The following is a 26619-nucleotide window of genomic DNA, read 5'->3' on the forward strand; positions in this document are numbered from 1 at the left end:
TTGTACTCGACCCGGGCGCTGGTGGTGAATCCGGAAGGAGCGGAGGGCAACTACGCCGAGGCGTTGGCGCTGGCCAACCAGGCCACCCTGCTCAGCGCCCGGGGCCGACTGATTGCCTACAAGGAAATGCGCGAATACGTGTTCAAGGCCACCGAAAAAGCCCCCAAGTGGGCCGATGCCTGGCAGCTGCTGGGCCGCTGGCACTACCGCGTCGACCACTACAACCCCCTGGAGCGGGCCTTCAGCAAGCTCGTGCTGGGCGGCATGCCCAACGGGGCCAGCACCCGCCGCGCCCTGACGGCCCTCTCGCGGGCCCACGAACTGGACCCCGCCCGGATCCAGTTTTGCTACGACCTGGCCCGGGTACGCCTCAACCAGGGCCAGCGCAGCCAGGCCATTGCCGTGCTCCAGGAAGCGGCCCAGCTCACCCCGGTCACGAGTGAGGAGCTGGAAATGAGCCGGCGCTGCCGCAGCATGCTCGTGCAGCTCAACCGCAAAATGCTCAAGCAGCTCCACCACAAGATTCGCAAAACCTAAACGGCGCTGGCCGCCCAGAGCCGCACGGCCGGCCGTGGGCGTGTATCTTTGCGCCGGACTTTCATTTCTGCCCCGTGCCGTTTCCGCGCTTTGCCCTGCTGCTGTTGCCCTTTGCCGCCGTTTTGCTTCCGGCCTGTGAGAGTGCGCCCCCGGAGCAGGCGGCCCGGATGGTGAACCTGAAAACGGTGCAGAGCGGCCCCCGCATTCAGGCCCAGGAACTCGACGGGGCCATCAGCCGTCAGCCCGGCAACGCGGCCCTCTACGCCCGCCGGGCGGCCTTCCGGCTCGATGCGGGTCAGACCGAGGCCGCCCTGCGCGACATCAACCAGGCCCTGGAGCTCGACGACGCGCCCGGGGAGTACTACTTTACCAAGGCCCGCGCCCTGCGCACCCAGGGCAAGCTGCAGGCTACGCTGGCCGCCGCCCAACTGGCCTCCCGGCACGGCATTTCCTCGCCCGAGTTGAACCTGCTGGTGGGCGAAACCAACCTGGCCGCCCGCAACTACGAGGCCGCCCTCGACCACCTCGACCGGGCCCTGCAGCAGGAGCCCGACCACGCCGCGGCGCTGTTTTACAAGGGCATTGCCTACGTGTCGGTGGCCGACACGGTGCAGGCCCTGGACTACCTGCGCGCCAGCCTGGCCCGGGACCCGCGGCAGCCCGAGATTCTGCACCAGCTGGCTTTTCTCTCGAATGCGTTTCGCCTGCCGGCCGAGGCGGCCACCTACTCGGCCCGCGGCCTGAAGCTGGCACCCACCTACGGTCCGCTCTGGTACGACCACGGCCGGCAGTTTGAGCTGCAAAGCCGGCCCGACAGCGCCCTGCGCTACTACACCCGGGCGGTGCAGCTCGACACCACGCTTTACCGCGCCGACTACCGCCTGGCGCTGAACGAATTCAAGCTGCACCGCTACGCCACGGCCTTGCCCCACCTGCAGCGGGCGCTGCGTCGGGCCCCGCGCCTGCCCAACGCCCGCCTGATGCTGGCCGAAAGCTTTGAGAGCCTGGGCCGCTACCCCGAAGCCGCCGACCAGTACCGCCGCCTCGTGGCCGAAAACCCCGGCAACCGGCACTGGACCTACAAAGCCTGGAAAACCGGCAACCGCGCCCGGGGCATCTTCACCGACACGATTCGCCGGGCCGCCACCGCGCCCGTGGAGCCGCTTTCCGGGGCCCGTCCGTCGCTGTAAGCCGCTAAGCTACCTCGTACCGAATCAGCCCAGCGTCTTACCGGTCTGCCGTGCTGCCGAGCCCGCGTGACCCTGACAATTGGGCTTAGCTTTCCCAAATTCACCTTTCACAAGTTCACCCTTTCCGTAACTTGCGGCTTCACGCTGTTTGTATAGCTACTTTTTTTCCTTCCCAACATGATTGACATCACGCTTCCCGACGGCTCCGTGCGCCAGTTTGTAGATGGCACCACGGGCTACGACGTCGCCGCCAGTATCAGTGAGGGCCTGGCCCGCAACGCCCTCGGCGTGCGCGTCAACGGCGAGGTGCGCGACCTGCACCGCCCCATCGACTCGAGTGCCAAGCTCGAAATCCTGACCTGGAACGACCAGGATGGGAAAGCCACCTTCTGGCACTCTTCGGCTCACCTGATGGCCGAGGCCCTCGAAGCCCTGTACCCCGGCGTGAAGCTGGGCATCGGCCCCAGCATCGAAAACGGCTTCTACTACGACATCGACCTGGGCGAAGGCCGCACCATCTCCACCGACGATTTGCCGGAAGTGGAGAAGAAAATGCTCGAACTGGCCAAAAAGAAAAGCACCTACGAGCGCAAAGAGGTGTCGAAAGCCGACGCCATTGCCTACTTCACCGAAAAGCAGGACCCTTACAAGCTCGACCTACTCGAACGCCTGGAGGATGGCTCCATCACCTTCTACACCCAAGGCGATTTTACCGACCTCTGCCGCGGCCCCCACATCCCGGATACTTCCCCGATTAAAGCCGTGAAGCTGCTCAACGTGGCCGGCGCCTACTGGCGCGGCGACGAGAAGAACAAGCAGCTCACCCGCATCTACGGCATCACCTTCCCCAAGGCCAAGGAGCTCACCGAGTACCTTGAGCGCCTCGAGGAAGCCAAGCGCCGCGACCACCGCAAGCTGGGCAAGGAGCTGGAGCTGTTCACGTTTTCGGAGAAGGTAGGAGCGGGGCTGCCCCTGTGGCTGCCCAAGGGCACGGCCCTGCGCGAGAAGCTCGAGCAGTTTCTGCGCCGCGCCCAGCTCAAGGCCGGCTACCAGCCCGTCGTGACGCCCCACATCGGTTCGAAGGAGCTCTACGTGACCTCGGGCCACTACGAGAAGTACGGCGCCGACTCGTTCCAGCCCATCAAGACGCCCAACCCCGGCGAGGAGTTCTTCCTCAAGCCGATGAACTGCCCCCACCACTGCGAAATCTACAAGAGCAAGCCCCGCTCGTACCGCGACCTGCCCGTGCGCCTGGCCGAGTTCGGCACGGTGTACCGCTACGAGCAGTCCGGTGAGCTGCACGGCCTGACCCGGGTGCGCGGCTTCACCCAGGACGATGCCCACATCTTCTGCCGCCCCGACCAGGTGAAGGAGGAGTTCCTCAAGGTAATTGACATCGTGCTCTACGTACTCAAGGCCTTGGATTTCCCCGATTTCACGGCCCAGATTTCGCTGCGCGACCCCGAGAACAAAACCAAGTACATCGGTTCCGACGAGAACTGGGCCCGCGCCGAGCAGGCCATCATCGAAGCCGCGGCCGAGAAAGGCCTGAGCACGGTAACGGAACTGGGCGAGGCGGCCTTCTACGGCCCCAAGCTCGACTTCATGGTCCGCGACGCCATCGGCCGCAAGTGGCAGCTGGGCACGATTCAGGTCGACTACAACCTGCCCGAGCGCTTCGAGCTGGAATACGTGGCCCCCGACAACTCCCGCCAGCGCCCGGTGATGATTCACCGCGCCCCGTTTGGCTCGCTGGAGCGGTTTGTGGCCGTGCTCATTGAGCACTGCGGCGGCAATTTCCCGCTCTGGCTCTCGCCCGAGCAGTTTGCCGTGCTGCCCATTTCGGAGAAGTACCAGGACTACGCCCAGCAGGTCTACGACCGCCTGATCCAGGCCGAGCTGCGCGGCAACCTCGACGGCCGGGACGAGAAAATCGGCCGCAAAATCCGCGACGCCGAAATTTCCAAAGTGCCTTACATGCTCATCGTGGGCGAAAAGGAGCAGGAAAACGGCATCGTCTCAGTGCGCAAGCACGGCGAGGGCGACCTGGGCTCCATGCCCATCGACGCCTTTATCAAGAGCTTCCAGGCCCAGGTCTCGGAAATGATGGACGGCAAAGCCTCCTAGCTTGCTGTCCTTGCCAGGCCAAAGGCCGAAGCAATCTGCCTTCTGAAGTTAAATAGCTTCGGATAATAGAAAGCCCCAACGTTAGCGCAACGTTGGGGCTTTTCGATGCACAAGGTTTAGTGCATTGAACAGGGTGGATTGCATGGGCTTGGCCTCGCCATAACCCGGCCGCACTGAACTTAACCGGCCGCCAGTGGCTTGTAGAAAGCCACCCAGCGGGTTGTTTTCCGGGCTATTTTATATAGTCGCTTTTTTAGATTCGAAAAAAAGCCGGATATTCGCCCCCTGATAGCGTTGCTGCTGCCCGGCATTTCGGGCTTCGGCGCGTGCAAACAGACTTTTAAGCTCACCTTTCAGAAGGAGGACCAACCCATAGCTACCCCAAATCGCCGCTACATCCCCCGCGCTCAGGTGGAGGAGCCGTTCAAAATCAACCAGAAGATTACGGCCCGTGAGGTACGCCTGGTCGGTGAAAACATCGAGCAAGGCATTTACCCGATTGAGCAGGCCCGTAAAATGGCCCAGGAGCAAAACCTCGACCTAGTTGAGATTTCGCCCACCGCCGTGCCGCCCGTGTGCCGCGTTATCGACTACTCGAAATTCAAGTACGAGCAGAAGAAGCGCACCCGCGAGATGAAGGCCAAGGCCACCAAAGTGGTGCTCAAGGAAATTCGTTTCGGCCCCAACACCGACGACCACGACTTCGCCTTTAAGCTCAAGCACGCCCAGGAATTCCTGAAGGAAGGCGCCAAGATCAAGGCCTACGTGCACTTCGTGGGGCGTTCCATCGTCTTCAAGGAGCGGGGCGAAATCCTGCTGCTCAAGTTTGCCCAGGCCCTCGAGGATCTGGCCAAGGTGGAGCAGCTGCCCAAGCTCGAAGGCAAGCGCATGTTCCTGTACCTGGCCCCGAAAGTGGCCCCGTCGGTGGCCAAGCCCAAGCCCGCAGCCAAGGAAGGTGCCGCCCCGGCGCCGAAGCCAGCCGCCGAGTCCAAAGCCGCCGAGTAGCGGGAGCCAGCCGAAGTGAGGCAACTTGATTCGGCCCCCAATCAGCTTTTTCTTTTTTCTCAATACATACCACAATGCCGAAAGTAAAGACGAAATCCGGTGCTAAGAAGCGTTTCACGCTCACCGGCTCGGGCAAGGTGAAGCGGAAGCACGCCTTCAAAAGCCACATCCTCACCAAGAAGAGCACCAAGCAGAAGCGTAATCTGACGCACATCACCTTGGTAAGCACGGCGGACATGAACCGCGTGAAGGACATGCTGAACATCTAAGTTCGGCAGAGTAGCTTAAGTAAATTTCAACCCGGCGTCCGGTCTCGAAGACTTTAGTGAACAGTCACCGGCCGCCAAAAAAAGTAGGTTATGCCAAGAAGTGTAAACCACGTGGCCTCGCGCCACCGCCGCAAGAAAGTAATGCGTCTGGCGAAAGGCTATTTCGGCCGTCGCAAGAACGTATGGACCGTCGCCAAGAACGCCGTTGAGAAAGGCCTTCTCTACGCTTACCGCGACCGGAAAGTGAAGAAGCGCGAGTTCCGCGCCCTCTGGATCCAGCGTATCAACGCTGGTGCCCGCGAGCACGGCCTGTCGTATTCGCAGCTGATGGGCGGCCTGAAAAAGGCGGGTATCGAGCTCAACCGCAAGGTGCTGGCTGATCTGGCCCTGAACCACCCTGCGGCCTTCAAAGGCATTGTGGAGAAGATCAAATAGATCTTTTGCGTAACGCACAAAAAAAGAGCCTGACCATCCCGGTCAGGCTCTTTTTTTGTTCCAACTGCATCCGCCGCCGCCCCGGCCCGGCGCGCGGGTGGCGCAGCATACGGGAATTACTGCGGATGGGCGGGTTACGCGGTTTTTGCGTAGCCTTGCGGCCTCAACCCCGCTTTTGCCGATTGTAATGCCCAAAGGAACCCTGCTGCTCATTGACGACGAAACCAGCCTGCGCCAGGTGCTCACGCGGGTGCTCGAACTCGAAGGCTATTCGATGCTGACCGCGCCCACCGCCCACCAAGGCCTGGAACTGCTGCGCCAGCACGCCGAGCAGGTGCTGGTGGTGCTCAGCGACGTCAAGCTGCCCGACGGCCACGGCCTGACCCTGCTGCCCCGCTACAAGCAGGCCGCTCCCCTGGCCGAGGTAGTTCTGCTGACGGCCTACGGCACTATTGCCGACGGCGTCCGGGCCATGAAGGAGGGGGCCTTCGACTACCTGACCAAAGGCGACTCCGACGACCAACTGGTGGTGGTGGTGGACCGCGCCGCCGAAAAAGCCCGGCTCCAGCACCGGGTTGCCGACTTGGAAAAGAAAGTCGGGGCCCAATACAGCTTTGCCAGCATGATTGGGGAGTCGGCGGCCCTGCGCCAGGCCAAGCGGCTGGCGGAGCGCGTCGCGCCCACCGACTCCACGGTGCTGCTGGAAGGACCCACCGGCGCGGGTAAGGAGCTCTTTGCCCAGGCTATTCACCAGGCCAGCGCCCGGCGAAATAAGCCCTTCGTGGCCGTCAACTGCTCGGCGTTTCCCAAGGATTTGCTTGAATCGGAGCTGTTTGGTTACCGGAAAGGCGCGTTTACGGGGGCGCTGACTGATAAAAAAGGCTTGCTTGAGGAAGCCAGCGGTGGCACGCTCTTTCTCGACGAAATCGGGGAGCTGGAGCTCAACGTGCAGGCCAAATTCCTGCGGGTGCTCGAAACCCAGACCTTCACCAAGCTCGGCGACACCCGGCCCACGAGCGTGGACGTGCGTCTGGTGGCGGCCACCAACCGCAACCTGCGCCAGGAAGCCGAAACGGGCCAGTTTCGGCCCGATCTGTACTACCGCCTGGCCGTGTTTACGGTGCCGGTGCCGGGCCTCAACGAGCGGCGTGAGGATGTGCCCTTGCTGGCCGACTACTTTCTGCAGTTCTTCGCCGCCAAGCTGCGCCGCCGCCTGCGCGGCCTCGAGCCCGAGGTGCTCGAGCAGCTGGGCCGCCACGACTGGCGCGGCAACGTGCGGGAGCTGAAAAACGTGCTGGAGCGCGCCGCCATCCTGGCCGAGGGCGACACGCTCACTACCGACGACCTGCCGGCCGAGTTCCACTACTGGTCGGCCGACGCAAACCTGGATGAAGCCTCCGACAAAACCCTGCGCAGCCTGGAAAAGCGCCAGATCCGGCAGGTGCTGCACGAGACGGGCGGCAACAAGATGGAAGCCGCCCGCCAGCTCGGCATCGGCACCAAGACCCTCTACCGCAAGATTCAGGAGTACGGGTTGTAGCGCCGCTACCTCAGTATTAGGCTGCTGAAGAACAAACACGGCCGCCGCCCTCCACCAAACCGGGTTATTCTGACCAGCGCACCGGGTCAGAATGACCCGGTTTTTTTGCGTTTGGGGGTGGCCAGTGAAGAAGGTGAAAAACATTTTGCGCTGAATACCAAAATGATACAGGCCTAGGGGAGGCCGGGTAGGAAAAGCGGGCCCGGAATGGCAGTTGGCCGCGCATCACCATTCTACTGCTTGCCTGATGCCTGCTTTTCTGATGCTTCCCGTGCTTGTGGCCACCGGCCTGACCGGATTCTGGATTTTCTACCGGTCCGTGGACTTTTTCGACCAGATCTAACCCCGCCGCGCCATGATGGTCACCCTGTTTTTCCTCTCCCTGGCCACGTTCGGCTACCTCTGCTACGTGCTGCTGCGCCCGGAGAAATTCTAATTCCGCTCCGGCGGCGAGGGGCCCGCTGCCCGCCCAGGTCCCGCCTGACCCCGGATTGCTCCCCCTCGCCGTCGGCGCCTACCACCTCACTCATGATGAACAACGAACTACTCAGCCTCGGCGGGATATACCTCGTCACGCTGGCGCTGGCCCTACCGCTGGGCGCGTACCTGGCCCGCGTGTTTCGGGGCGAAAAGAGCCTGCTCGACTTTATGCGGCCCGTGGAAAACGGCATTTTTCGGCTGGCCGGTATCGATGTGCGCCGCGAAATGAGCTGGCAGCAGCATCTGCTGGCCTTGCTGACCATCAACCTCGTCTGGTTTGGGCTGGCCATGCTCGTGCTCAGCACCCAGGGCAGCCTGCCGCTCAACCCCGACCAGAACCCCAGCATGGCGCCCGATCTGGCCTTTAACACGGCCATTTCCTTTCTGGTCAACTGCAACCTGCAGCACTACTCCGGCGAGTCGGGCCTCTCGTACCTCGCCCAGCTGGTGGTCATCACCTTCCTGCAGTTTGTGAGTGCCGCCACCGGCATTGCGGCGGCCGTGGTGCTGTTTAATGCCCTGCAAACCCGCACCACCGACAAGCTGGGCAACTTCTACGACTACTTCGTCAAGAGCCTTACCCGCCTGCTACTGCCCGGCTCGGTGCTCGTTGCCCTGGTACTGGTCTTCAGCGGCACGCCCATGACCATGCTCGGCAAGCAACCCCTGGTGACGCTGCAGGGCGACTCGGTGGCGGTGAGCCGGGGGCCGGTGGCGGCCATGGTGGCCATCAAGGAGCTGGGTACCAACGGGGGCGGGTTTTACGGGGCCAACTCGGCCCACCCGCTCGAAAATCCGACGTTTCTGACCAACGCCGTCGAGAATACTGCCCTCTGCGTGATTCCGGTGGCCCTGGTGTTTGCCCTGGGCTTCTACCTGCGCCGCCCCCGGCTGGCCTACATGATTTTTGGGGTGATGACCGTGGGCTTCGCGGCCTTGCTGGCCCCGGCCGTGTACTACGAGCTCCACGGCAACCCTGCCCTGACCAAGCTGGGCGTCGACCAGGCCCTGGGCGCGCTGGAAGGCAAGGAAATCCGGTTTGGGGCCGCCGCCTCGGCCTATTGGAGCATCACCAACACGGTTATCAGCTGCGGCTCGGTGAACTCCATGCACGACTCGTTTATGCCGCTTTCGGGCCTGACTCAGCTGCTGGGCATGATGACCAACGCCTTTTACGGGGGCTGCGGGGTGGGGCTGCTCAACTTCTTTGCCTACCTCATCATTGCCGTCTTCATCGCCGGGCTGCTGGTTGGCCGCACGCCTGAGTTGCTGGGCAAGAAAATCGAAGCCCGGGAAATGAAGATTGCCGTGCTCGTCACGCTGCTGCACCCGCTGCTGATTCTGGCCGGCACGGCCCTCACGGCCCACCTCTACGCCGCCGACCCCGCCGCCAACGCCGGCTGGCTGGCCAACCCCGGCTACCACGGCTTCTCCGAGATGCTCTATGAGTTTACCTCCGCCGCGGCCAACAACGGCTCGGGCTTCGAGGGCCTCGGCGACAACACGCCCTGGTGGAACATCAGCACCGGCGTGGTGCTGCTGCTGGCGCGCTTCCTGCCCATCATCGGACCCGTAGCCATTGCCGGCCTGCTGGCGCGCAAAAAGTACGTGCCCGAAAGCGCCGGCACCCTGCCCGCCGACACGGCCACCTTCGGGGTAATGGTGCTGGCCGTCATCGTCATCATTGCGGCCCTGGCCTTCTTTCCGGCCCTGGCCCTGGGCCCGCTGGCCGAGCATTTCTCCCTGTACTAATCTGATGTAGAGCTTGGAAAGGAGAACTGAAAACCTAGCTCTCGGCCAGTGGCAAGCTCTCCCTTCTAAGCTCTGAGTTCTAAAATCTCATGTCAACGAAAACCTCCCTTTTTCAACCCGCGCTGGTGGCTCCGGCCGTACGGCAGGCGTTTGTCAAGCTCGACCCGCGCCTGATGTTTCGCAACCCGGTGATGTTTACCGTCGAAGTCGGGACGGCGGTGATGCTGGTCGTGACCCTAGGGCTGCTGTTCCGGCCCGACCCGGCCCAGGGCTCGTTTGGCTACAACCTGACGGTGTTTGTGGTCCTGCTGCTAACGCTGCTGTTTGCCAACTTCGCCGAGGCCCTGGCCGAAGCGCGGGGCAAGGCCCAGGCCGAAAGCCTGCGCAAAACCCGCGAGGAAACACCCGCCCGGGTGCTGGACGCCGACGGCCGCCAGGTTTCAGTATCGTCGTCCGCGCTGCAGAAGGGGCAGATTTTCCTGGTTGAGGCCGGCGAAATCATTCCCACCGACGGCGAAATCATCGAGGGCCTGGCCACCATCGACGAGTCGGCCATCACGGGCGAGTCGGCTCCGGTTATCCGCGAGGCCGGCGGCGACAAGTCCTCCGTGACGGGCGGCACCCGGGTGCTCACCGACCGGATCAAGGTGGTGGTAAGCACTGCGCCCGGCGAGTCGTTTCTGGACAAGATGATTGCGCTGGTGGAAGGGGCCGCGCGGCAGAAGACGCCCAACGAAATTGCCCTCACCATCCTGCTGGCCGGCTTCACGCTGGTGTTTGTGCTGGTCTGCGTCACGCTGGCCCCGTTTGCCGACTACGCCCGCACGCCCATTGCCATTTCGGCCTTCATTGCCCTGTTCGTGTGTTTGATTCCGACCACTATCGGCGGACTGCTCTCGGCCATCGGCATTGCCGGCATGGACCGCGCCCTGCGGGCCAACGTCATCACCAAAAGCGGCAAGGCCGTGGAAACCGCCGGCGACATCGACGTGCTGCTGCTCGACAAAACCGGCACCATCACCATCGGCAACCGCCGCGCCACCCGCTTCTGGCCCGCGCCGGGAGTTAGTGAGCGGCAGTTTGCCGAGCTGGCCGCCCTGGCTTCGCTCACCGACGAGACGCCCGAGGGCCGGAGCATTGTGGAGCTGGCGCGCAGCCTGGCGGTGGCGCCCGAGCCCCTGCACCAGCGCCTGGCCGGGGCGGAGCTGATCAAATTCACGGCCGAAACCCGCAGCAGCGGCGTCACGCTGCCCGACGGTACCCGCCTGCGCAAGGGCGCTTCCGATGCCATCCGGCAGCTGGCGGCCCGGGCCAACGAGCCGTTTCCCCAGCCCACCTCCGAGCAGGTCGATGCCATTGCCGGCAACGGCGGCACCCCGCTGGTGCTGAGCCAGAACGAGCGGGTGCTGGGCGTGGTCGAGCTGCAGGACGTCATCAAGCCCGGCATTCAGGAGCGGTTTGAGCGCCTGCGTCGGATGGGTATCAAGACGGTCATGGTAACCGGGGACAACCCGCTCACGGCCCGCTACATTGCCGAGCAGGCTGGCGTCGACGACTTCATTGCCGAGGCCCGGCCCGAGGACAAGATGACCTACATCCGCCGCGAGCAGCAGCAGGGCCGGCTGGTGGCCATGATGGGCGACGGCACCAACGACGCGCCCGCCCTGGCCCAGGCCGACGTGGGGGTGGCCATGAATTCGGGCACCCAGGCGGCCAAGGAAGCGGGCAACATGGTCGACCTCGACAACGACCCGACCAAGCTGATTGAGGTGGTCGAAATCGGCAAGCAGCTGCTCATGACCCGGGGCACGCTCACCACCTTCAGCATCGCCAACGACGTGGCCAAGTACTTCGCCATCGTCCCCGCGCTGTTTATGGTCGCCATTCCGGCCCTGGGTGCGCTGAACGTGATGGGCCTGAAGTCCCCGCAGTCGGCCATCCTGTCGGCCGTCATCTTCAATGCCCTCATCATCCCGCTGCTCGTGCCCCTGGCCTTGCGCGGGGTCACCTACCAACCCCTGGGCGCCTCGGCGCTGCTGCGGCGCAACCTGCTCATCTACGGTCTGGGCGGCGTTATCGTGCCCTTTCTGGGCATCAAGCTCATCGACCTGGTGGTGGGGCTTTTCCTGTAAATAACCGCGCGGCCCACCCGGTTTTGGCCATCGGGGCCGCCATTTTCCTTCTCGCACTTCGCATTTTGCCATGAAACAGAACCTGCTTCCCGCCCTTCGCCTGACCCTGGTGCTGCTGGTCGTCTGCTGCCTGATTTACCCGGTCCTGGTATGGGCCGGCGCCCAGCTGGCCCCGGCCGCCGGGCAGGGCGTGACGGTCCGCCACCGGGGCCGCGTGGTCGGCTACGCCAACGTGGGCCAGAAATTCGACCAGCCGCGCTACTTCAACTCCCGGCCCTCGGCCGTCGACTACAACGCCGCCGGCTCGGCCGGCTCCAACAAGGGCCCGACCAACCCCGCCTACCTGGCCGAGGTGCACACCCGGGTGGAAGCGTTTCTGCAGCAGAATCCTACCGTGGCGCCCGGGCAGGTGCCCGCCGAGCTGGTCACGGCCAGCGGCTCGGGCCTCGACCCGCACCTGTCGCCGGCCGGGGCCTACGCCCAGGTGGAGCGGGTAGCCCGCCTGCGACACCTGCCCGTGGCCCGGGTCCGGGCCCTGGTGGCGGCCCACGTGGAAGAACCGCTGATTGTGTTTTTCGGCCCGGCCAAAGTGAACGTGCTGGCCCTGAACGTGGCCCTCGACGAACTTTCGGGCCAGTAGGCCGCCCGGCCGCCGTTTTCCGCCGAAGTCCGTTGTTTAGCTCCTGGTTGAGCTGCTTCTTTCCCCATCTTCCAGCGGCCGCCACGCCGGCCGCGGCCTTCTACTTCCCATGACCTACCGCGCCTTTTTCACCCTGGGCCTGCTGCTCACCGCCGCCGCCGCCGCTGCCCAAACCGCTCCGCCCGCCCAACCTGATTCCGTGGCGGCCGTGCCCGCGGCGTCCCTGACGAGCTACGGCTTTCTGGATGGCTACTACGGCTACGACTTCCGCCACGCGGCCACCAACCAGCGCCCCGGCTTTCTGTATTCCCACAACCGCCAAAACGAGTTTACGGTCAACAACGCCGTGCTCGGCGCGCGCTACGACGACGGGCGGGTGCGCGGGGCCCTGGGCCTGCACGCGGGAACCTACGTGTCGGCCAACTACGCCGCCGAGGATCCGGTGCTCAAGCACCTCTACGAAGCCTACGCCGGCTTCCGGCCCTTCCGCCGGGCCTGGCTCGACGTGGGCATTTTCAGCTCCCATATCGGCTTTGAGTCGGCTTTGAGCAAGGACAACTGGACGCTGACCCGCTCGTTGATGGCCGAAAATTCGCCTTACTACGAGGCCGGCGCCCGGCTCACCTACGAAGTGAGCCCCAAGCTGACCCTGACCGGGCTGGTACTCAACGGCTGGCAGAACATCCGGGAAAACAACCAGGCCAAGGCCCTCGGCACCCAGCTGCAGTGGAAGCCCACGGCCAAGCTTCTGCTCAACAGCAGCACGTTTTACGGCAACGAGCAGCCTCAGGACTCGGTGCGCCGCCGCCGCTACTTCCACGATTTCTACGCCTCGTACGCCGCCACCGGCCGCCTGTCCTTCGCCCTGGTGTTCGACGTGGGCCAGCAGCAGCGCGGCGCGGGCGGGGGCAAGGCCGACACCTGGCACGCCGGCAGCTTGTTTGTCCGCTACCGCTTTACGGACCACTGGACCGCCGCCGCCCGCGCCGAGTACTACTCCGCCGACCACGGCGTGATTATCAGCTCCAGCCTGCCCGCCGCCACTGCCGCCGACGTTCGGCTCAAGGGTGCCTCGCTGAACCTGGACTACTCGCCCACGGCCAACGTGGTCTGGCGGGTGGAAGGCCGCCTGCTGACGGCCCGCAGTCCGCTGTTTGAGCAGCGCCACGGGCGCCAGGCCGACAGCTACGGCAACCTGACCAGCAGCATTGCCCTCTCGTTTTAGTCTGGCTTACTTTTCGACCGTGTGATGCCAACTTCCGCCCCTGGCGCTGACGACGACCAGCAGCGCGACGAATCGGCCGAGCGGTTTCTGCGCCTCGTGCAGGAGCGCCGCCGCGGCCGGCTCAAGGTCTACCTCGGGCTGGCCGCCGGGGTGGGCAAAACCTACCGCATGCTGCAGGAGGCTCACGAGCTGCTCCAGCACCAGGTCGACGTGGTAGTGGGCTACGCCGAAACCCACGGCCGCGCCGGTACCGAGGCCCAGCTGCGGGGCCTGCCGCTGCTGCCCCGCAAGCCGCTGTTCTACAAGGGCCGCCGGCTCGAGGAGCTCGACGTGGCCGCCATTCTGCAGCGCCGCCCGGCGGTGGTCATCGTTGATGAGCTGGCCCACGCCAACGTGCCCGGCTCCCGCAACGAAAAGCGCTGGCAGGACGTGGAGCAGCTCGTCAGGGCCGGCATCTCGGTGATTACGGCCCTGAACGTGCAGCACCTGGAAAGCCTGCACGACCAAGTGCTGCGCATCACCGGCACCGACGTGACGGAGCGCGTGCCCGACCAGCTGCTCAAGCTCGCCGACGAGGTGGTGAACGTGGATCTGACCGTGCCCGAGCTTCGGGCCCGGCTGGAGGAGGGTAAGATCTACGACCCGCAGAAGGTGCCCACGGCCTTGGAGAACTTCTTTCAGACCGAAAACCTGCTCCAGCTGCGCGAGCTGGCCCTGCGGGAAGTAGCCAATCTGCTGGGCCGCCAAATTGAGCAGCAGGCCGCGGACCGGCCCGCTTGGGCCCCGGAGCGCCGCAACGCCGACTGTCTGCTGGCCTGCATCAACGCCAATGCCCCGGCCGCCCGCGAGATTATCCGCAAGGCCAGCCGCTTGGCCGACCGGCTCGGCGGGGCCCGCTGGTACGTGCTCTACGTGCAGCTGCCCCGCGAAGCTGCCGACCGGGTGGAGCTGGCCACCCAGCGCCACCTGCTGCGCAACTTGGAGCTGGCCACCGAGCTGGGCGCCCAGATTCTGCGGGTGAAAGCCCCCGACGTGGTGCCGACAATCATGCGGGTGGCCACCGATACGCGCGCTTCGTTGCTGATTTGCGGGGTTACGGGGAAGAAGGGGTGGTGGGCCCGCCTCGTCCGGGGTAGCGTTACGCACCGGCTGATTCGGCACGTGGCCCGCCAGCGCCCCGACCTCGATATTTTCCTCGTTACCTAGAGTAGAGCAGCCCACGGGTGCGGACTACCCGCCGTGACGGCTCGTTCAAGTACTTTTTGCCATGAATCTGAAAACCAAAATTACCCTGGGCTTTTTGGCGCTGCTGCTGCTGGCGGGCGTGGGCGGCTACTCGCTCTACTCACTGCGCCAGCTGGAGCGCACTTCCCGCCACGGCCTCCAGGACAACCTCTACTCCGTGGAGCTGGGTCAGCGCATGCTGCGCGCCCTGGACCAGCTGGAGCGCCAGCCCCTGACCGATACCACCGGCACCGGCCCCTTCGCCAGCGCCTTTCTGCTCGAAGCCGGCAACGTGACCGAGCCTGGGGAGCAGGAGCTGGTCAATGAGTTGCAGCAGCAGCTCACCCGGCTTCAGGAATACCAGGGTGCCTGGCTCCACGACACGGGCGGCGCACCCGACGTGGCGCCCGAAGTCACGGGCCGAATGCGGGAGCTTACCTACCGGATTATCGACGTCAACACCCAGGCCCTGACCCAGAAAAATGAGGCCGCCAGCCAGCGCCTCGGCGAGCAGAGCCGCTACGTGCTGGGCCTGCTTACCGTGGCCACGCTCGTGGCCCTGCTGCTGGTGCTGAGCGTGCCCGAGGCGGCCGTGGGCGGGCTGCGCAAGCTGCTGGCCAGCATCGAAAACGCCACGAACCAGGATTTTACGGCCTCCATTCCGGTGGAAAGCCACGACGAGTTCGGTACCGTGGCCCGGGCCTTCAACCGCATGCTGGTCCAGCTCCAGGATTACCGCACCTCCACGCTGGCCCAGCTCATGGCTGAGCGCAACCGCGTGACCAGCCTGGTCGACAACCTCGACGAGGGCCTGCTGCTCATCGACGAGAAGCACCGCGTCATCGTGGCCAACCCCGTGGCCGGCCGCCTGCTCGAGCTGCCCCCGAGCCGTCTGGTGGGCCGGCTCGCCGAGGACGTGGCCCGGGAAAACGACCTGTTTCGGGAGCTGCTGACCCACCTCGACGTGCCCGCGGCCCGGCGCGAGCAGGACATTCCGCTCTTTACCATCAGCCAGGGTGGGGAAGAGGCCTACTTCCGCCTCACCGTCAACGACGTGGTGTCGTTCAACGAGGCCCTCGACAAGATGGAGTTTGTAGGCTCGGTGCTCACGCTCCACAACGTGTCGGAATACAAGAAGCTCGACCAGGCCAAATCCAACTTCCTGGCCACCGTGTCGCACGAGCTTAAAACGCCGCTGTCGAGCATCAATTTCAGCCTCAAGCTGCTGCAAAACGGCAAAGTCGGGGCCCTCAACGCCGAGCAGCTCAGCATCGTGGGCAACCTCAAGCAGGAAAACCAGCGCCTGCTTAAAATGGTCGGGGAACTCATCGACGTGTCCCGCCTCGAGTCGGGCAACATCCAGCTCAACATCCAGTCGGCCGCCGTGGCCGACATCGTCGAGTTTGCCGCCGCCACCATTCAGCTCCAGCTCCAGCCCCGGCAGCTCACCCTCGACGCCCAGCTGCCGGACACGCTGCCCCGGGTGCGCGCCGACATCGAGAAAACCACCTGGGTGCTGCTCAACCTGCTGGCCAACGCCATCCGCTACTCCCCCGAGCAGAGCCCGATTCATCTGCGCGCCGCCCGCTCCACCGACGGCCGCCAGGTGCAGGTCAGCGTCCAGGACCACGGCCCGGGCATCGCGCCCCAGCACCAGGAAAGGATTTTCCAGCGCTTCGTGCAGATTCCCGACCAGCGCGGCTACCGCGGCGGCTCCGGTCTGGGCCTAAGCATTGCCCGCGAGTTTATCGGCAGCCAGGGCGGGCAGCTCTGGGTGGAAAGTGAGCTGGGCATGGGCAGCACGTTCTGCTTCACGCTGCCCGTGGCCGACGGGGCAGAGCTGGCGGCGTAGGGATATTGATCCGGCTACTGGTAGGGGAGAGCCGCCGAAAAAGAAAATTCCTTCCTGATTGCAGGAAGGCATTTTCTGGGTAGCGAGGACGTGCGCCGAATCAGAAAGCAGGGCGTCAGGGTGAGGTTACCGGCAATCCTGATTCTTCAGCGTGTATCTGTCTGAATCTATGGCAGAGGATAGCCAATGCCGCTGCCCGCGAGAAATCCTTTCCAGTACCAGATATCGTCGTACATGTTTTCCTGCTGGGCTTCGGCCAGATAAAATTCAGCCTCGGCTCTGCTGTCGGTAATCTGTTGGTTGTAGTCGTCCTTGGTAATCCGGTTATGGATGTAATCGTCGTAGAGCTCCGTGCGTACTGCCTGGCCCATGTCCCGCCCAGCATAATAAACGTCGGGGAGCATGCTGGCTAGCACGGGCGGTTTAATGGCCGCGTTGGTCAGGCCGGTACTGAGGGTGAGGGCGGCCGCTAAGCCGAGTAGGCGAAATATGCTTTTCATAAGAACAGGAAAAAAGGGTGAGGAATGCAGTAAATCTACCCCTAGCCTGGGCCTTAAAAAAGGCTCATTGCCCTGTAAATGTGACATTCAGCATTTCATGCTAATGAAGCTGAAAGTGAACTGCTCGCGTTAGATTCGCCAATGGCTCTGCTGCGCCGGGGCAAAAAACCAACGGGCACAAAAAAACCGCCTTCCTGCGAGAGAAAGACGGTTTTAGCAAGTAGCGGGGACGAGAGTTGAACTCGTGACCTCAGGGTTATGAATCCTGTGCTCTAACCAACTGAGCTACCCCGCCGGGTTTTTGGTGCCGCAAAGGTAGGGACAAGTTTTGAACCCGCGCAAGCCTTGCATGAAAAAAAACCCGTGTATATTGGCTGCGGCCCGCTGTTCTCCCAGCCGGCGGCCCCTCTTTTTTACTCGTTTTGTTCAGCTTATGCCCCTCTCTGCTACTCGCTCTAAACACCGTTTTACGGTCGAATTGCCCGTAAACGCTTCGCCCAAAATTCTTTACCCGTACCTGGCTTCGGCCTCGGGCCTCTCGCAGTGGTACTGTCAGGACGTACGCATCGACGAAGACCACCGCTACAATTTTATCTGGGATAATCAGCCGCACTACGCCGAAATGAGCTCCCACCGCACCAACCGCTCCGTGCGCTTCGTGTTTCTGGATGCGCACAAGCGCCACACGGCCGACGCAAACTACCTGGATTTCTCCATCGAGGAGTCCCAGCTGACCCAGGAGGTGTACCTGCGCGTGATTGACTATTCCGAGGAAACCGACGACAGCGAGCTGCAGGACATGTGGGAAAGCATGATCGTCAAGCTGCGCGAGCTGGTGGGGGGCTAAGCGCCCCGCAAAAAAATCCGCAGGGAGCAAGAGCGAAACGGAGCGTACCTTCGTTTCTCTTTTGCTCCTTTTTTGTTGGCCGGGCCCGCCGGCTGCGCGCGGGGAGTACCGTACATGAAGAAACTCGATAAACTGATTCTGAAGGCCTTTGCCGGGCCCTTTCTGCTGACGCTGGCCGTGGTGCAGTTTATTCTGCTCACCCAGTACATGCTCAAGTACCTCGACGATCTGGTCGGTAAAGACCTCGGGGCGGCCGTTATTTCCCAACTGCTGTTCTACTTCAGCGTGCTGATGGTACCCGTCTCGCTGCCCCTGGCCGTGCTGCTGTCCTCGCTGATGACCTTCGGCACCCTGGGCGAGCACCACGAGCTGACGGCCATCAAAACCTCGGGCATCTCCCTGATCCGGATTCTGCGCCCCGTGTTGCTGGTCAGTGCCCTGCTGGCCGTGGGCTCGTTCTGGTTCAACGACGCCATTGTGCCCAAGGCCAACCTGAAAGCCTACAGCCTGCTCTGGGACTTGCGCCAGCAGAAGTTGGCCCTCGACATCCGGGAGGGCGTGTTCTACAACGGGATTCCCGGCTACACCATCAAGGTCAACAAGAAGCTGGGCGAGGACGGCGACATCCTGATGGGCGTCATGATCTACGACCACACCAACGGCCGCGGCAACTCCAGCGTGATTCTGGCCGACTCGGGCCGCATGTTCACCCGCTTCGGGGGCCAATACCTGGGTCTGGAGCTGTTTCGGGGCACGATGTACGTGGAGCAGCCCGACGCCCGCGACCGGGCCGGGGCCAGCTTCGTGCGCGAGGCCTTCGACCGCAACATGATTACCTTCTCGCTGGCCTCGTTCGACCTGAACCGCACCAAGGAAGAGCTCTTCACCAGCAACAAGATGATGAAGAACCTGCCCGAGCTGCGCAGCTACACCGACTCGCTGCACAACCGCCTGGCCTTGGAGCGCCGGCAGCTGCCCCGGCAGCTGACGCCCTACTACAATTACCTGCGCTTCGATACCACGGGCCAGGTGCAGGCCCGCCGCGTGGCTAGCTGGCAGGTGCCCACCAAAAAGCTGCCCGCCCTGAACGCCTCGCTCATCGACCAGGCCACCAACCGGGTCCGCAACGTGAAGTCCTACGTCGGCAGCACCGGGGAGCGGCTCATCAACCTAGCCAAGGAAACCAACAACTTCCGCATCGAAATCTACCGCAAGTACGTGCAGTCGGCGGCCGTGCTGCTCATGTTCCTGATTGGGGCCCCGCTGGGCGCCATCATCAAAAAGGGTGGCCTGGGCGTGCCGGTGCTGATTTCCATCGTCTTTTTCATCATCTATTACGTGCTGTCCATCATGGGCGAGAAGTACGGCCGCGAAGCCGTAATGCCCGTGGGCCTGGGCATGTGGATGTCGACGCTGCTGCTGCTGCCCGTGGGCATTCTCTTTCTCAATCAGGCCCGCCGCGACTCCGGGCTGCTGGAACTGGATTTTAGCCGGCTCGTGCCCGCCAAGCTGCGCTGGCCTTTCCGCGGCTACAAGCGCACCGTGTAGCCACTCGGGTGGGAGCGGGGCTCCCGGGAAATTGTCCGCCGGGCTACCAACGGATAGGAAAATCTGTTACCTTTGCGGCCACCCCGAAATGCGGGGTAGTCAATTTCTTTTTCACGCTTAATCCAAGACGGGGAAACCTATCTGCCGATGAAACTCACTACCGAAGTAAAACAGTCTATTTTCGAGAAAAATAGCCTTGCCAAGACGTCAACCGACACCGGTTCGGCCGAATCGCAAATTGCGCTGTTCACCCACCGCATCATCCACCTGACGGAGCACCTGAAGGTAAACAAGAAAGACTTCTCGACCCGCCTGGGTCTGCTGAAGCTCGTTGGTAAGCGTCGCCGCCTGCTGGACTACCTCCAGCACCGCGAAATCAACCGCTACCGCGCCATCATCAAGGAGCTGGGTATCCGCAAGTAACCCACCGCTTTGGAGTAGGGAACCCTCACACCGAGGGTTCCCTACTCTTTTTTTGTTCCCAACGGTCCGCACTTCCCCGCCGCCGTTGCTGTTCAGGTTGAATCCCTTCCAATTTTCAGAGTAGAACGGCGCCTTTCGCCGGCCCGTTCTTTTGGCTGCTCGCCCGCTGCACGCTTTTAAAAAGCACTCCTAGATGCCCAATTACAACGCTATTACCAAGAGCATTACCCTGCCCGACGGTCGGCAGATCACCCTGGAAACCGGCAAGCTGGCCAAGTTCGCCGACGGCGCCGTCGTGGTGCGCCTCGGCGACGCGATGCTGCTGGCCACGGTCGTATCGCAGCCCAGCGCCCGCGGCGACGTGGATTTCCTGCCGCTGTCGGTCGACTACCAGGAGAAATTTGGTGGTGCCGGTAACATTCCCGGCTCGTTCCAGCGCCGCGAAGGCCGCCTGTCGGACTACGAAATCCTGGTATGCCGCATTGTAGACCGCATCCTGCGCCCGATGTTCCCCAAGGACTATCACTACGAGGTGCAGGTGATGATTACCCTGATTTCGGCTGATAAGACCGTGCAGCCCGACGCGCTGGCCGCCCTGGCCGCTTCGGCTGCCCTCTCGATTTCGGACATTCCCTTCGCCGGCCCCATCTCGGAGGTTCGCGTGGCCCGCATCGACGGCAAGCTGCAAATCAACCCCCTCACCGCCGACATTGCCCGCGCCGACATCGACCTCATCGTGGGCGCTACCGCTGACTCGGTGGCCATGGTGGAAGGCGAGATGAACGAGGTGAGCGAAGAGGAAATGGTGGAAGCCATTGCCTACGCCCACGAAGCCATCAAAGAACAAGTACGCGTGCAGCAGGAGCTGGCCGCCGCCGTGGAGAAGTCCCACGTGAAGCGCGAGTATCCGCAGTACGAGGAAAACGAGGAGCTGAAAAAGCGCATCACGGACGCCGTCTACCAGGGCGCCTACGACGTGGCCAAGTCGGGCAACACCAGCAAGGCTGGTCGCAAGGAAGCCTTCGGCGCTATCAAGAAGCCCCTGCTGGCCCAGCTGCTCGAAGAAAACCCCGAGCTCGACCAGAAAATGTTCGGCCGCTACTACGCCTCGGCGGAGAAGAAAGGCATCCGCGACATGATGATCAAGGAGCGCACCCGTCTCGACGGCCGCGCCCTGACCCAGATTCGCCCCATCTGGAGCGAAGTGAACTACCTGCCCGGCGCCCACGGCTCCGCGCTGTTTACCCGCGGCGAAACCCAGTCCTTGACCACGGTAGCCCTGGGCACCAAGCTCGATGAGCAGATCATCGATACGGCCATGACCTCGGGCTACAGCAAATTCATGCTGCACTACAACTTCCCGGCCTTCTCGACCGGTGAAGTGAAGCCTAACCGCGGCCCCGGCCGTCGGGAAATCGGCCACGGCAACCTGGCCCTGCGCTCCTTGAAGAAGGTAATGCCTTCCGACGACGAGAACCCCTACACCGTACGCATCGTGTCGGACATCCTGGAGTCGAACGGCTCTTCGTCGATGGCAACGGTCTGCGCTGGTTCGATGGCGCTGATGGACGCGGGCATTCCGGTGCGCGCCGCCGTTTCGGGTATTGCCATGGGTCTCGTGCAAGACAAGGAAACCGGGGAGTACGCCGTGCTGAGCGACATTCTCGGCGACGAGGACCACCTCGGCGACATGGACTTCAAGGTAACCGGCACCGAGAAAGGCATCGTAGCCTGCCAGATGGACATCAAAATCCAGGGTCTGAGCTCCGAAATCATGACCGCCGCCCTGCACCAGGCCCGCGAAGGCCGCCTGCACATCCTGCGTGAGATGGCCAAGACCATCAGTGAACCGGCTGCCGAGCTGAAGCCTCACACGCCCCGTTCGCACAAGATGCTCATCGACAAAGAGTACATCGGTGCCGTTATCGGACCCGGCGGCAAGGTTATCCAGCAGATCCAGAAGGACACCAACGCCACGGTTATCATCGAGGAGAAGGACGAGAAAGGCCACGTGAGCATCTACGCTTCCAACCAGGAAGACATGCAGGCCGCCATCGACCGGATCCGCGCCATTGCCGCCACCCCGGAAGTGGGCGAAACCTACAAAGGCAAGGTGCGCAGCATCCAGCCCTACGGCGCCTTCGTGGAAATCATGCCGGGCAAAGACGGCCTGCTGCACATTTCGGAAGTCTCGCACGAGCGTCTGGCCGCCCTGGAAGGGGTGCTGGAAGTCGGGCAGGAAATCGACGTGAAGCTGATGGACATCGACAAGAAGACGGGCAAATACCGCTTGTCGCGCAAGGCCCTGCTGCCCAAGCCCGAGCGTGCCGCCGGCGAAGCCCAAGCCTAACGCTTAGTTCTTCGAACTTTCAGCGGGGTCGGCACGTTGTTTACAACTGCCGACCCCCGGGAAAGCCTCACAGATGTTCAATACTTTTAAAAATACAATTTCGCGCCCGCAATGAGACAGCTTAAAATCAGCAAGCAGATCACCAACCGCGAAAGCCAGTCGCTGGATAAGTACCTCCAGGAGATTGGTAAGGTCGATCTGCTCACTCCCGACGAGGAAGTAACGCTGGCGCAGCGCATCAAGGAAGGTGACCAGCAGGCGCTGGAAAAACTGACCAAAGCCAACCTTCGCTTCGTGGTGTCGGTAGCCAAACAGTACCAGAACCAGGGCTTGTCGCTGGGTGACCTGATCAACGAGGGCAACCTGGGTTTGATCAAAGCCGCTAAACGCTTTGACGAAACCCGGGGCTTCAAGTTCATCTCCTACGCCGTGTGGTGGATTCGCCAGTCGATTCTGCAGGCCCTGGCCGAGCAGAGCCGCATTGTGCGGCTGCCCCTGAACCGGGTGGGCTCGCTGAACAAGATCAGCAAGTCCTTCTCCGAACTCGAGCAGAAGTTTGAGCGGGAGCCTTCGCCCGAGGAAATTGCCGAAGTGCTGGAGCTGACGACCTCGGAAGTGGTTGACACCCTGAAAATCTCGGGCCGCCACGTGTCCGTGGATGCTCCTTTCGTGCAGGGTGAGGAAAACCGCCTGCTCGACGTGCTCGAAAACGAGGACGAGGAGTCGCCCGACACGGGTCTGATGAACGACTCGCTCCGCAAGGAAGTGCAGCGCGCCCTGAGCACGCTCACCAAGCGCGAAGCCGACGTGATTACGCTGTATTTCGGCCTGAACGGGGAGCATTCCCTGACTCTGGAGGAAATCGGCGAGAAGTTCAACCTGACCCGGGAGCGGGTGCGCCAGATCAAGGAGAAGGCCATTCGTCGCCTGCGCCACACCTCGCGCTCCAAAGCCCTGAAGCCTTACCTGGGATAGTTTTTTACGATTCCTGCCCCAAAAAACCCCAGCCCGCCGTTGGGGTTTTTTGTTGGCCGGCGGGAAGCTCGGCGGCTTGGCCGGTTATACCAGAGGCGGACGCTTTATCGTTCGGCTGCCGGACTAGGCCACGACAATGTAGGCGCCCCGGGCGGCAGAACCCGACCGGACACTTACTTTTGCACTTCACTTTTCAACTCGGCTTTTTCAAAGCAATGGAGAATACCACCACGGAACACATCAAGTGTTTGATTATCGGCTCGGGTCCAGCGGGCTATACGGCAGCCATTTACGCGGCCCGGGCTAACATGAATCCGGTGATGTACCAGGGCCTGCAGCCTGGCGGCCAGCTCACCATTACCAACGACGTGGAGAACTTCCCTGGCTACCCCGACGGCATCATGGGGCCGGAAATGATGGAAGACCTCAAGAAGCAGGCTGCCCGCTTCGGCACCGACGTGCGCTACGGCCTGGCCACGGCCGTGGACTTTTCGAGCCACCCCCACAAAATCACCATCGACGAGAACAAGCAGCTTACGGCCGACTCGGTCATCATCGCCACCGGGGCCTCGGCCAAGTGGCTGGGGCTGCCCTCGGAAGCCCGGCTGAACGGCTCGGGCGTGTCGGCCTGCGCCGTGTGCGACGGGTTTTTCTACCGGGGCAAGGAAGTGGCCATCGTGGGCGCCGGCGACACGGCCGCCGAGGAGGCTACCTACCTGGCTAACCTGTGCAGCAAAGTCTACATGATTGTGCGCAAGGGCGAGATGCGGGCGTCCAAGATTATGCAGAAGCGCGTGACCGACAACCCCAAGATTGAGGTGCTCTGGAACACGGTGACCGACGAAATCCTGGGCGAGCACGCCGTGGAGGCCGTGCGGGTGAAAAACGTGCTGACTCACGAAACCCGGGAAATTCCGGTGGAGGGCTTCTTCGTCGCCATCGGGCATGAGCCTAATTCCAAGATTTTCCAGCCCTTCCTGCACCACGACGAGCAGGGCTACCTCAAAACCATTCCCGGCTCGGCCAAAACCAACGTCGACGGCGTGTTTGCCTGCGGCGACGTGCAGGACTACACCTACCGCCAGGCCGTGACGGCCGCCGGCTCGGGCTGCATGGCCGCCCTCGACGCGGAACGCTACCTGGCCGCCCTGGGAGACCATTAGTGAGTGGGTGAGGTAGTGAGTTAGCGGGTTTGACGTTCTGTCTAGCATAGAATGGGCGTCAATTCGTTAGGTCACTGCCTCGCTACGTCACTGAATCACTAAATCACCTTTTGCCCTTGCTTCACCTTCTCAAATACTGGCTGCTGCCCGTGCTGCTGATGGGTTTGCTGCTGGCTCTGCCGGGACAAGCGCTGGCCCAGCGCCGCAAAGCGCCCGAGCCCAAGGCCAAAGCCGGTTCGCCGAGCCGGCGGAAAGACTTTTTCCGCATTAAGTCGCCGACCATCCGCTACGTGCGGCCCGATACAACGGTGCTGATTGAAACCAAGGATTTACCCGACGATAACTCCGAGGCGGCCAAGTCTATCTTCTTCAATCCGGCCAAGAAACTCTCCTTGGTCAGTGAGGACACGACTACCCTCAACGAGGGCGAGCAGCACATTGTGGAAGTGTCGGAGCAGGTGCTCATCGACTCGTCGTGGGTGAAGGTGGCGGGCTATTATTCCATCTGGGACACCCACAACATCAACCCGTACCGGGTGGATGGGCGCCGCCTGCGCGACACGCTCACGCTCCACCTGACCGAGCCCGAAAAGCAGCGCTTTGCCAAGATGCCGCTCAGTAAAACGCCGGTTACTTCCGACTTCGGCTTCCGCGGCTACCGCTGGCACTACGGCGTGGACCTGGACCTGGAAACCGGCGACTCGGTGCGGGCCGCTTTCGATGGGGTGATGCGTATCTCGAAGTGGGACGGCGGGGGCTACGGCAACTACCTGCTCGTGCGCCACTACAACGGCATTGAAACGCTCTACGGCCACCTGAGCAAGCCGCTGGTCAAGCCCGGCACCTTCGTCAAGGCCGGGCAGGTCATTGGACTCGGCGGCAGCACGGGGCGCAGCAGCGGCTCCCACCTGCACTTCGAAATCCGCTACGAGGGCAACCCCATTGACCCGGAGCGCATGTACGACTTTCCCGACTACAAGCTCATCAAGGACAACTTCGTTATCACCTCGTCCCTGTTTGACTACTACAGCCGGGCGCTGCGGGCCAAGGCGGCGCACAAGGCCAGCAGCAGCAGTCGGGCCGCGGCGGCCCGCCGGGTGGTCACCCACCGCATCCGCAGCGGCGACACGCTCTCCGAAATTGCCGACAAGTACGGCGTTTCCCAGGCCCAGCTGCGCCGCCTCAACGGCAACACGCGCACGCTGCAGGTCGGCAAAACGCTGCGGATTAAATGAGTTGTTCGTTGCTGGTTGCCAGTTGTCAGTTGTCGGTTGTCAGTTGTTAGGTCGTTCAACGATGATCGGCAACTGATAACTAATAACTGCCAACTGCCAACTGACAACTGACAACGAACAACTAATAACTGACAACGAACAACCGAAATGAAACTCGATATTCTGGCCATTGCGGCGCACCCGGATGATGTGGAGATGTCGGCCGCCGGCACGATGCTGGCCGCCGCCGCCGCCGGCAAGAAAATCGGCATCGTAGACCTGACCCGGGGGGAGCTGGGTACCCGGGGTACGCCGGCCACCCGGGCCGCCGAGGCCGAGGCCGCCCGCCGTATCCTGGGCCTCGACGCCCGCGAAAACCTGGGCCTGCCCGACGGCTTTTTCCGCAACGACCGGGAGCACCAGCTGCCCATCATTGCCGCCCTGCGCCGCTACCGGCCCGATATCGTGCTTTGCAACGCCATCCACGACCGGCACCCCGACCACGGCCGCGGCGCCCAGCTCATTTCGGACGCGTGCTTTCTGTCGGGCCTGAAGATGATTGAAACCTTCGACCACGACGGCCAGCCCCAGGCCGCTTGGCGCCCCCTGCACGTGTACCACTTCATTCAGGACCGCCAGATCAGTCCCGATTTCGTGGTCGACATCTCGGCGCACTGGGAGAAAAAATGGGAGTCGATTCAGGCCTACAAAACCCAGTTTTTCGACCCCGAGAGCACCGAGCCCGTCACCTACCTCTCCACGCCCGTCTTCACCAAGTTCATGGAAGCCCGGGCCCGGGAGTTCGGCCACCTGATTGGCGTCGAGTTCGGGGAAGGCTTCACCCGGGAACGGCCGGTGGGCGTGAAGCAACTCACGGATTTAATATAGACCAGCGGTAAAAAAAAGGTCATGCTGAGCAGAGTGAAGCATGACAGGATAACAAAACAGCCGCCCCGGTTCTGGGGCGGCTGTTTTGTTTTTAGCCCAGCGTAGCTTCCAGGGTCGCCGCTTCAGCTTCCAGCGCCACGATGCGGGCTTGCAGCAGGTGCCAGCGCGTGACGTCCTCGGCCGGCAGGGGGCGGGCGTGGTAGTGCAGCCGGCGGATGAGTCCGGCGTGGAGCTCGGCGTCGTCAGGGTCCGTAGGGTTGACCGGGGCGGGGTAGGCGGCCAGCAGGGCGGGCAGGGCCTGGG

At 62.9% G+C, this 26619-nt stretch carries 24 protein-coding genes and 1 tRNA gene; 22 read left to right on the top strand and 3 right to left on the bottom strand.

From position 1 onward, the window contains the following. From EWM57_RS18450 to EWM57_RS18515, 14 genes are all read left to right on the top strand, one after another. Positions 1 to 537: tetratricopeptide repeat protein (locus tag EWM57_RS18450; protein ID WP_129922787.1), on the top strand; the 537-nt coding region annotated here is incomplete at its 5' end. Positions 538 to 611: 74 nt separating this feature from the next. Then, a complete protein-coding gene (locus tag EWM57_RS18455) occupies positions 612 to 1727 on the top strand; it encodes a tetratricopeptide repeat protein (RefSeq protein WP_129922788.1) in 1116 nt (371 codons plus the stop codon). 177 nt (positions 1728 to 1904) lie between these two features. Then, the gene (thrS, locus tag EWM57_RS18460; RefSeq protein WP_129922789.1) at positions 1905 to 3854 is read left to right on the top strand and encodes a threonine--tRNA ligase; all 1950 of its coding nucleotides are present in this window, start codon (positions 1905 to 1907) and stop codon (positions 3852 to 3854) included. Positions 3855 to 4265: 411 nt separating this feature from the next. After that, a complete protein-coding gene (infC, locus tag EWM57_RS18465) occupies positions 4266 to 4859 on the top strand; it encodes a translation initiation factor IF-3 (RefSeq protein WP_129922790.1) in 594 nt (197 codons plus the stop codon). Between the two features lie 74 nt (positions 4860 to 4933). Continuing rightward, positions 4934 to 5128, top strand: a complete 195-nt coding sequence (gene rpmI / locus EWM57_RS18470) for a 50S ribosomal protein L35 (protein ID WP_129922791.1) — start codon at positions 4934 to 4936, stop codon at positions 5126 to 5128. 90 nt (positions 5129 to 5218) lie between these two features. Continuing rightward, complete coding sequence (gene rplT / locus EWM57_RS18475; RefSeq protein ID WP_129922792.1) at positions 5219 to 5563, top strand: 50S ribosomal protein L20; 345 nt, start codon at positions 5219 to 5221, stop codon at positions 5561 to 5563. 187 nt (positions 5564 to 5750) lie between these two features. Continuing rightward, a complete protein-coding gene (locus tag EWM57_RS18480) occupies positions 5751 to 7103 on the top strand; it encodes a sigma-54-dependent transcriptional regulator (RefSeq protein WP_129922793.1) in 1353 nt (450 codons plus the stop codon). A 358-nt stretch (positions 7104 to 7461) separates the two neighbouring features. Beyond that, positions 7462 to 7539, top strand: a complete 78-nt coding sequence (gene kdpF / locus EWM57_RS21955) for a K(+)-transporting ATPase subunit F (RefSeq protein WP_129922805.1) — start codon at positions 7462 to 7464, stop codon at positions 7537 to 7539. A 95-nt stretch (positions 7540 to 7634) separates the two neighbouring features. Next, complete coding sequence (kdpA, locus tag EWM57_RS18490) at positions 7635 to 9335, top strand: potassium-transporting ATPase subunit KdpA (protein WP_129922806.1); 1701 nt, start codon at positions 7635 to 7637, stop codon at positions 9333 to 9335. Between the two features lie 89 nt (positions 9336 to 9424). Continuing rightward, positions 9425 to 11467, top strand: a complete 2043-nt coding sequence (gene kdpB, locus EWM57_RS18495; protein ID WP_129922794.1) for a potassium-transporting ATPase subunit KdpB — start codon at positions 9425 to 9427, stop codon at positions 11465 to 11467. Positions 11468 to 11537: 70 nt separating this feature from the next. Continuing rightward, a complete protein-coding gene (kdpC, locus tag EWM57_RS18500; RefSeq protein ID WP_129922795.1) occupies positions 11538 to 12107 on the top strand; it encodes a potassium-transporting ATPase subunit KdpC in 570 nt (189 codons plus the stop codon). Between the two features lie 109 nt (positions 12108 to 12216). Further along, entirely contained in the window at positions 12217 to 13332 is a 1116-nt protein-coding gene (locus tag EWM57_RS18505) for a porin (protein ID WP_129922796.1), read from the top strand. Positions 13333 to 13356: 24 nt separating this feature from the next. Continuing rightward, positions 13357 to 14538 carry a universal stress protein gene (locus tag EWM57_RS18510; protein WP_129922807.1) on the top strand — a complete coding sequence of 394 codons (1182 nt, stop codon included), beginning with the start codon at positions 13357 to 13359 and terminating at the stop codon, positions 14536 to 14538. A gap of 61 nt (positions 14539 to 14599) precedes the next feature. Next, the gene (locus EWM57_RS18515) at positions 14600 to 16408 is read left to right on the top strand and encodes a HAMP domain-containing sensor histidine kinase (protein WP_129922797.1); all 1809 of its coding nucleotides are present in this window, start codon (positions 14600 to 14602) and stop codon (positions 16406 to 16408) included. A gap of 167 nt (positions 16409 to 16575) precedes the next feature. Here EWM57_RS18515 and EWM57_RS18520 read toward each other — a convergent pair whose 3' ends face one another. Both EWM57_RS18520 and EWM57_RS18525 read right to left on the bottom strand, forming a co-directional pair. After that, complete coding sequence (locus EWM57_RS18520; RefSeq protein ID WP_129922798.1) at positions 16576 to 16908, bottom strand: hypothetical protein; 333 nt, start codon at positions 16906 to 16908, stop codon at positions 16576 to 16578. A gap of 221 nt (positions 16909 to 17129) precedes the next feature. Next, positions 17130 to 17203: transfer RNA gene (locus EWM57_RS18525), tRNA-Met, on the bottom strand. Positions 17204 to 17341: 138 nt separating this feature from the next. Here EWM57_RS18525 and EWM57_RS18530 point away from each other — a divergent pair. The 8 genes from EWM57_RS18530 to bshB1 all read left to right on the top strand — a co-directional run bounded on the left by EWM57_RS18530 (position 17342) and on the right by bshB1 (position 26316). Further along, on the top strand, positions 17342 to 17755 hold the full coding sequence (locus EWM57_RS18530) for an START-like domain-containing protein (RefSeq protein WP_129922799.1): 414 nt from the start codon (positions 17342 to 17344) through the stop codon (positions 17753 to 17755). Between the two features lie 114 nt (positions 17756 to 17869). After that, a complete protein-coding gene (locus tag EWM57_RS18535) occupies positions 17870 to 19303 on the top strand; it encodes an LptF/LptG family permease (RefSeq protein ID WP_129922800.1) in 1434 nt (477 codons plus the stop codon). Positions 19304 to 19450: 147 nt separating this feature from the next. Then, positions 19451 to 19726, top strand: coding sequence for a 30S ribosomal protein S15 (rpsO, locus tag EWM57_RS18540; RefSeq protein ID WP_129922801.1), 276 nt, complete (start codon positions 19451 to 19453; stop codon positions 19724 to 19726). A gap of 193 nt (positions 19727 to 19919) precedes the next feature. Further along, positions 19920 to 22076, top strand: coding sequence for a polyribonucleotide nucleotidyltransferase (gene pnp, locus EWM57_RS18545; protein WP_129922802.1), 2157 nt, complete (start codon positions 19920 to 19922; stop codon positions 22074 to 22076). A 111-nt stretch (positions 22077 to 22187) separates the two neighbouring features. Continuing rightward, on the top strand, positions 22188 to 23051 hold the full coding sequence (locus tag EWM57_RS18550) for a sigma-70 family RNA polymerase sigma factor (protein WP_022823752.1): 864 nt from the start codon (positions 22188 to 22190) through the stop codon (positions 23049 to 23051). A 215-nt stretch (positions 23052 to 23266) separates the two neighbouring features. Beyond that, on the top strand, positions 23267 to 24214 hold the full coding sequence (trxB, locus tag EWM57_RS18555) for a thioredoxin-disulfide reductase (RefSeq protein WP_129922803.1): 948 nt from the start codon (positions 23267 to 23269) through the stop codon (positions 24212 to 24214). A gap of 116 nt (positions 24215 to 24330) precedes the next feature. Next, a complete protein-coding gene (locus EWM57_RS21860; RefSeq protein WP_317128208.1) occupies positions 24331 to 25449 on the top strand; it encodes a M23 family metallopeptidase in 1119 nt (372 codons plus the stop codon). A 147-nt stretch (positions 25450 to 25596) separates the two neighbouring features. After that, entirely contained in the window at positions 25597 to 26316 is a 720-nt protein-coding gene (gene bshB1, locus EWM57_RS18565) for a bacillithiol biosynthesis deacetylase BshB1 (RefSeq protein WP_129922804.1), read from the top strand. 91 nt (positions 26317 to 26407) lie between these two features. Here bshB1 and EWM57_RS21245 read toward each other — a convergent pair. Then, a partial coding sequence (locus EWM57_RS21245; RefSeq protein ID WP_165370570.1) for a hypothetical protein occupies positions 26408 to 26619 on the bottom strand: 212 nt, incomplete at its 5' end.

It is taken from the genome of Hymenobacter persicinus (assembly GCF_004167665.1).
In the GTDB taxonomy this organism is placed as follows: domain Bacteria; phylum Bacteroidota; class Bacteroidia; order Cytophagales; family Hymenobacteraceae; genus Hymenobacter; species Hymenobacter persicinus.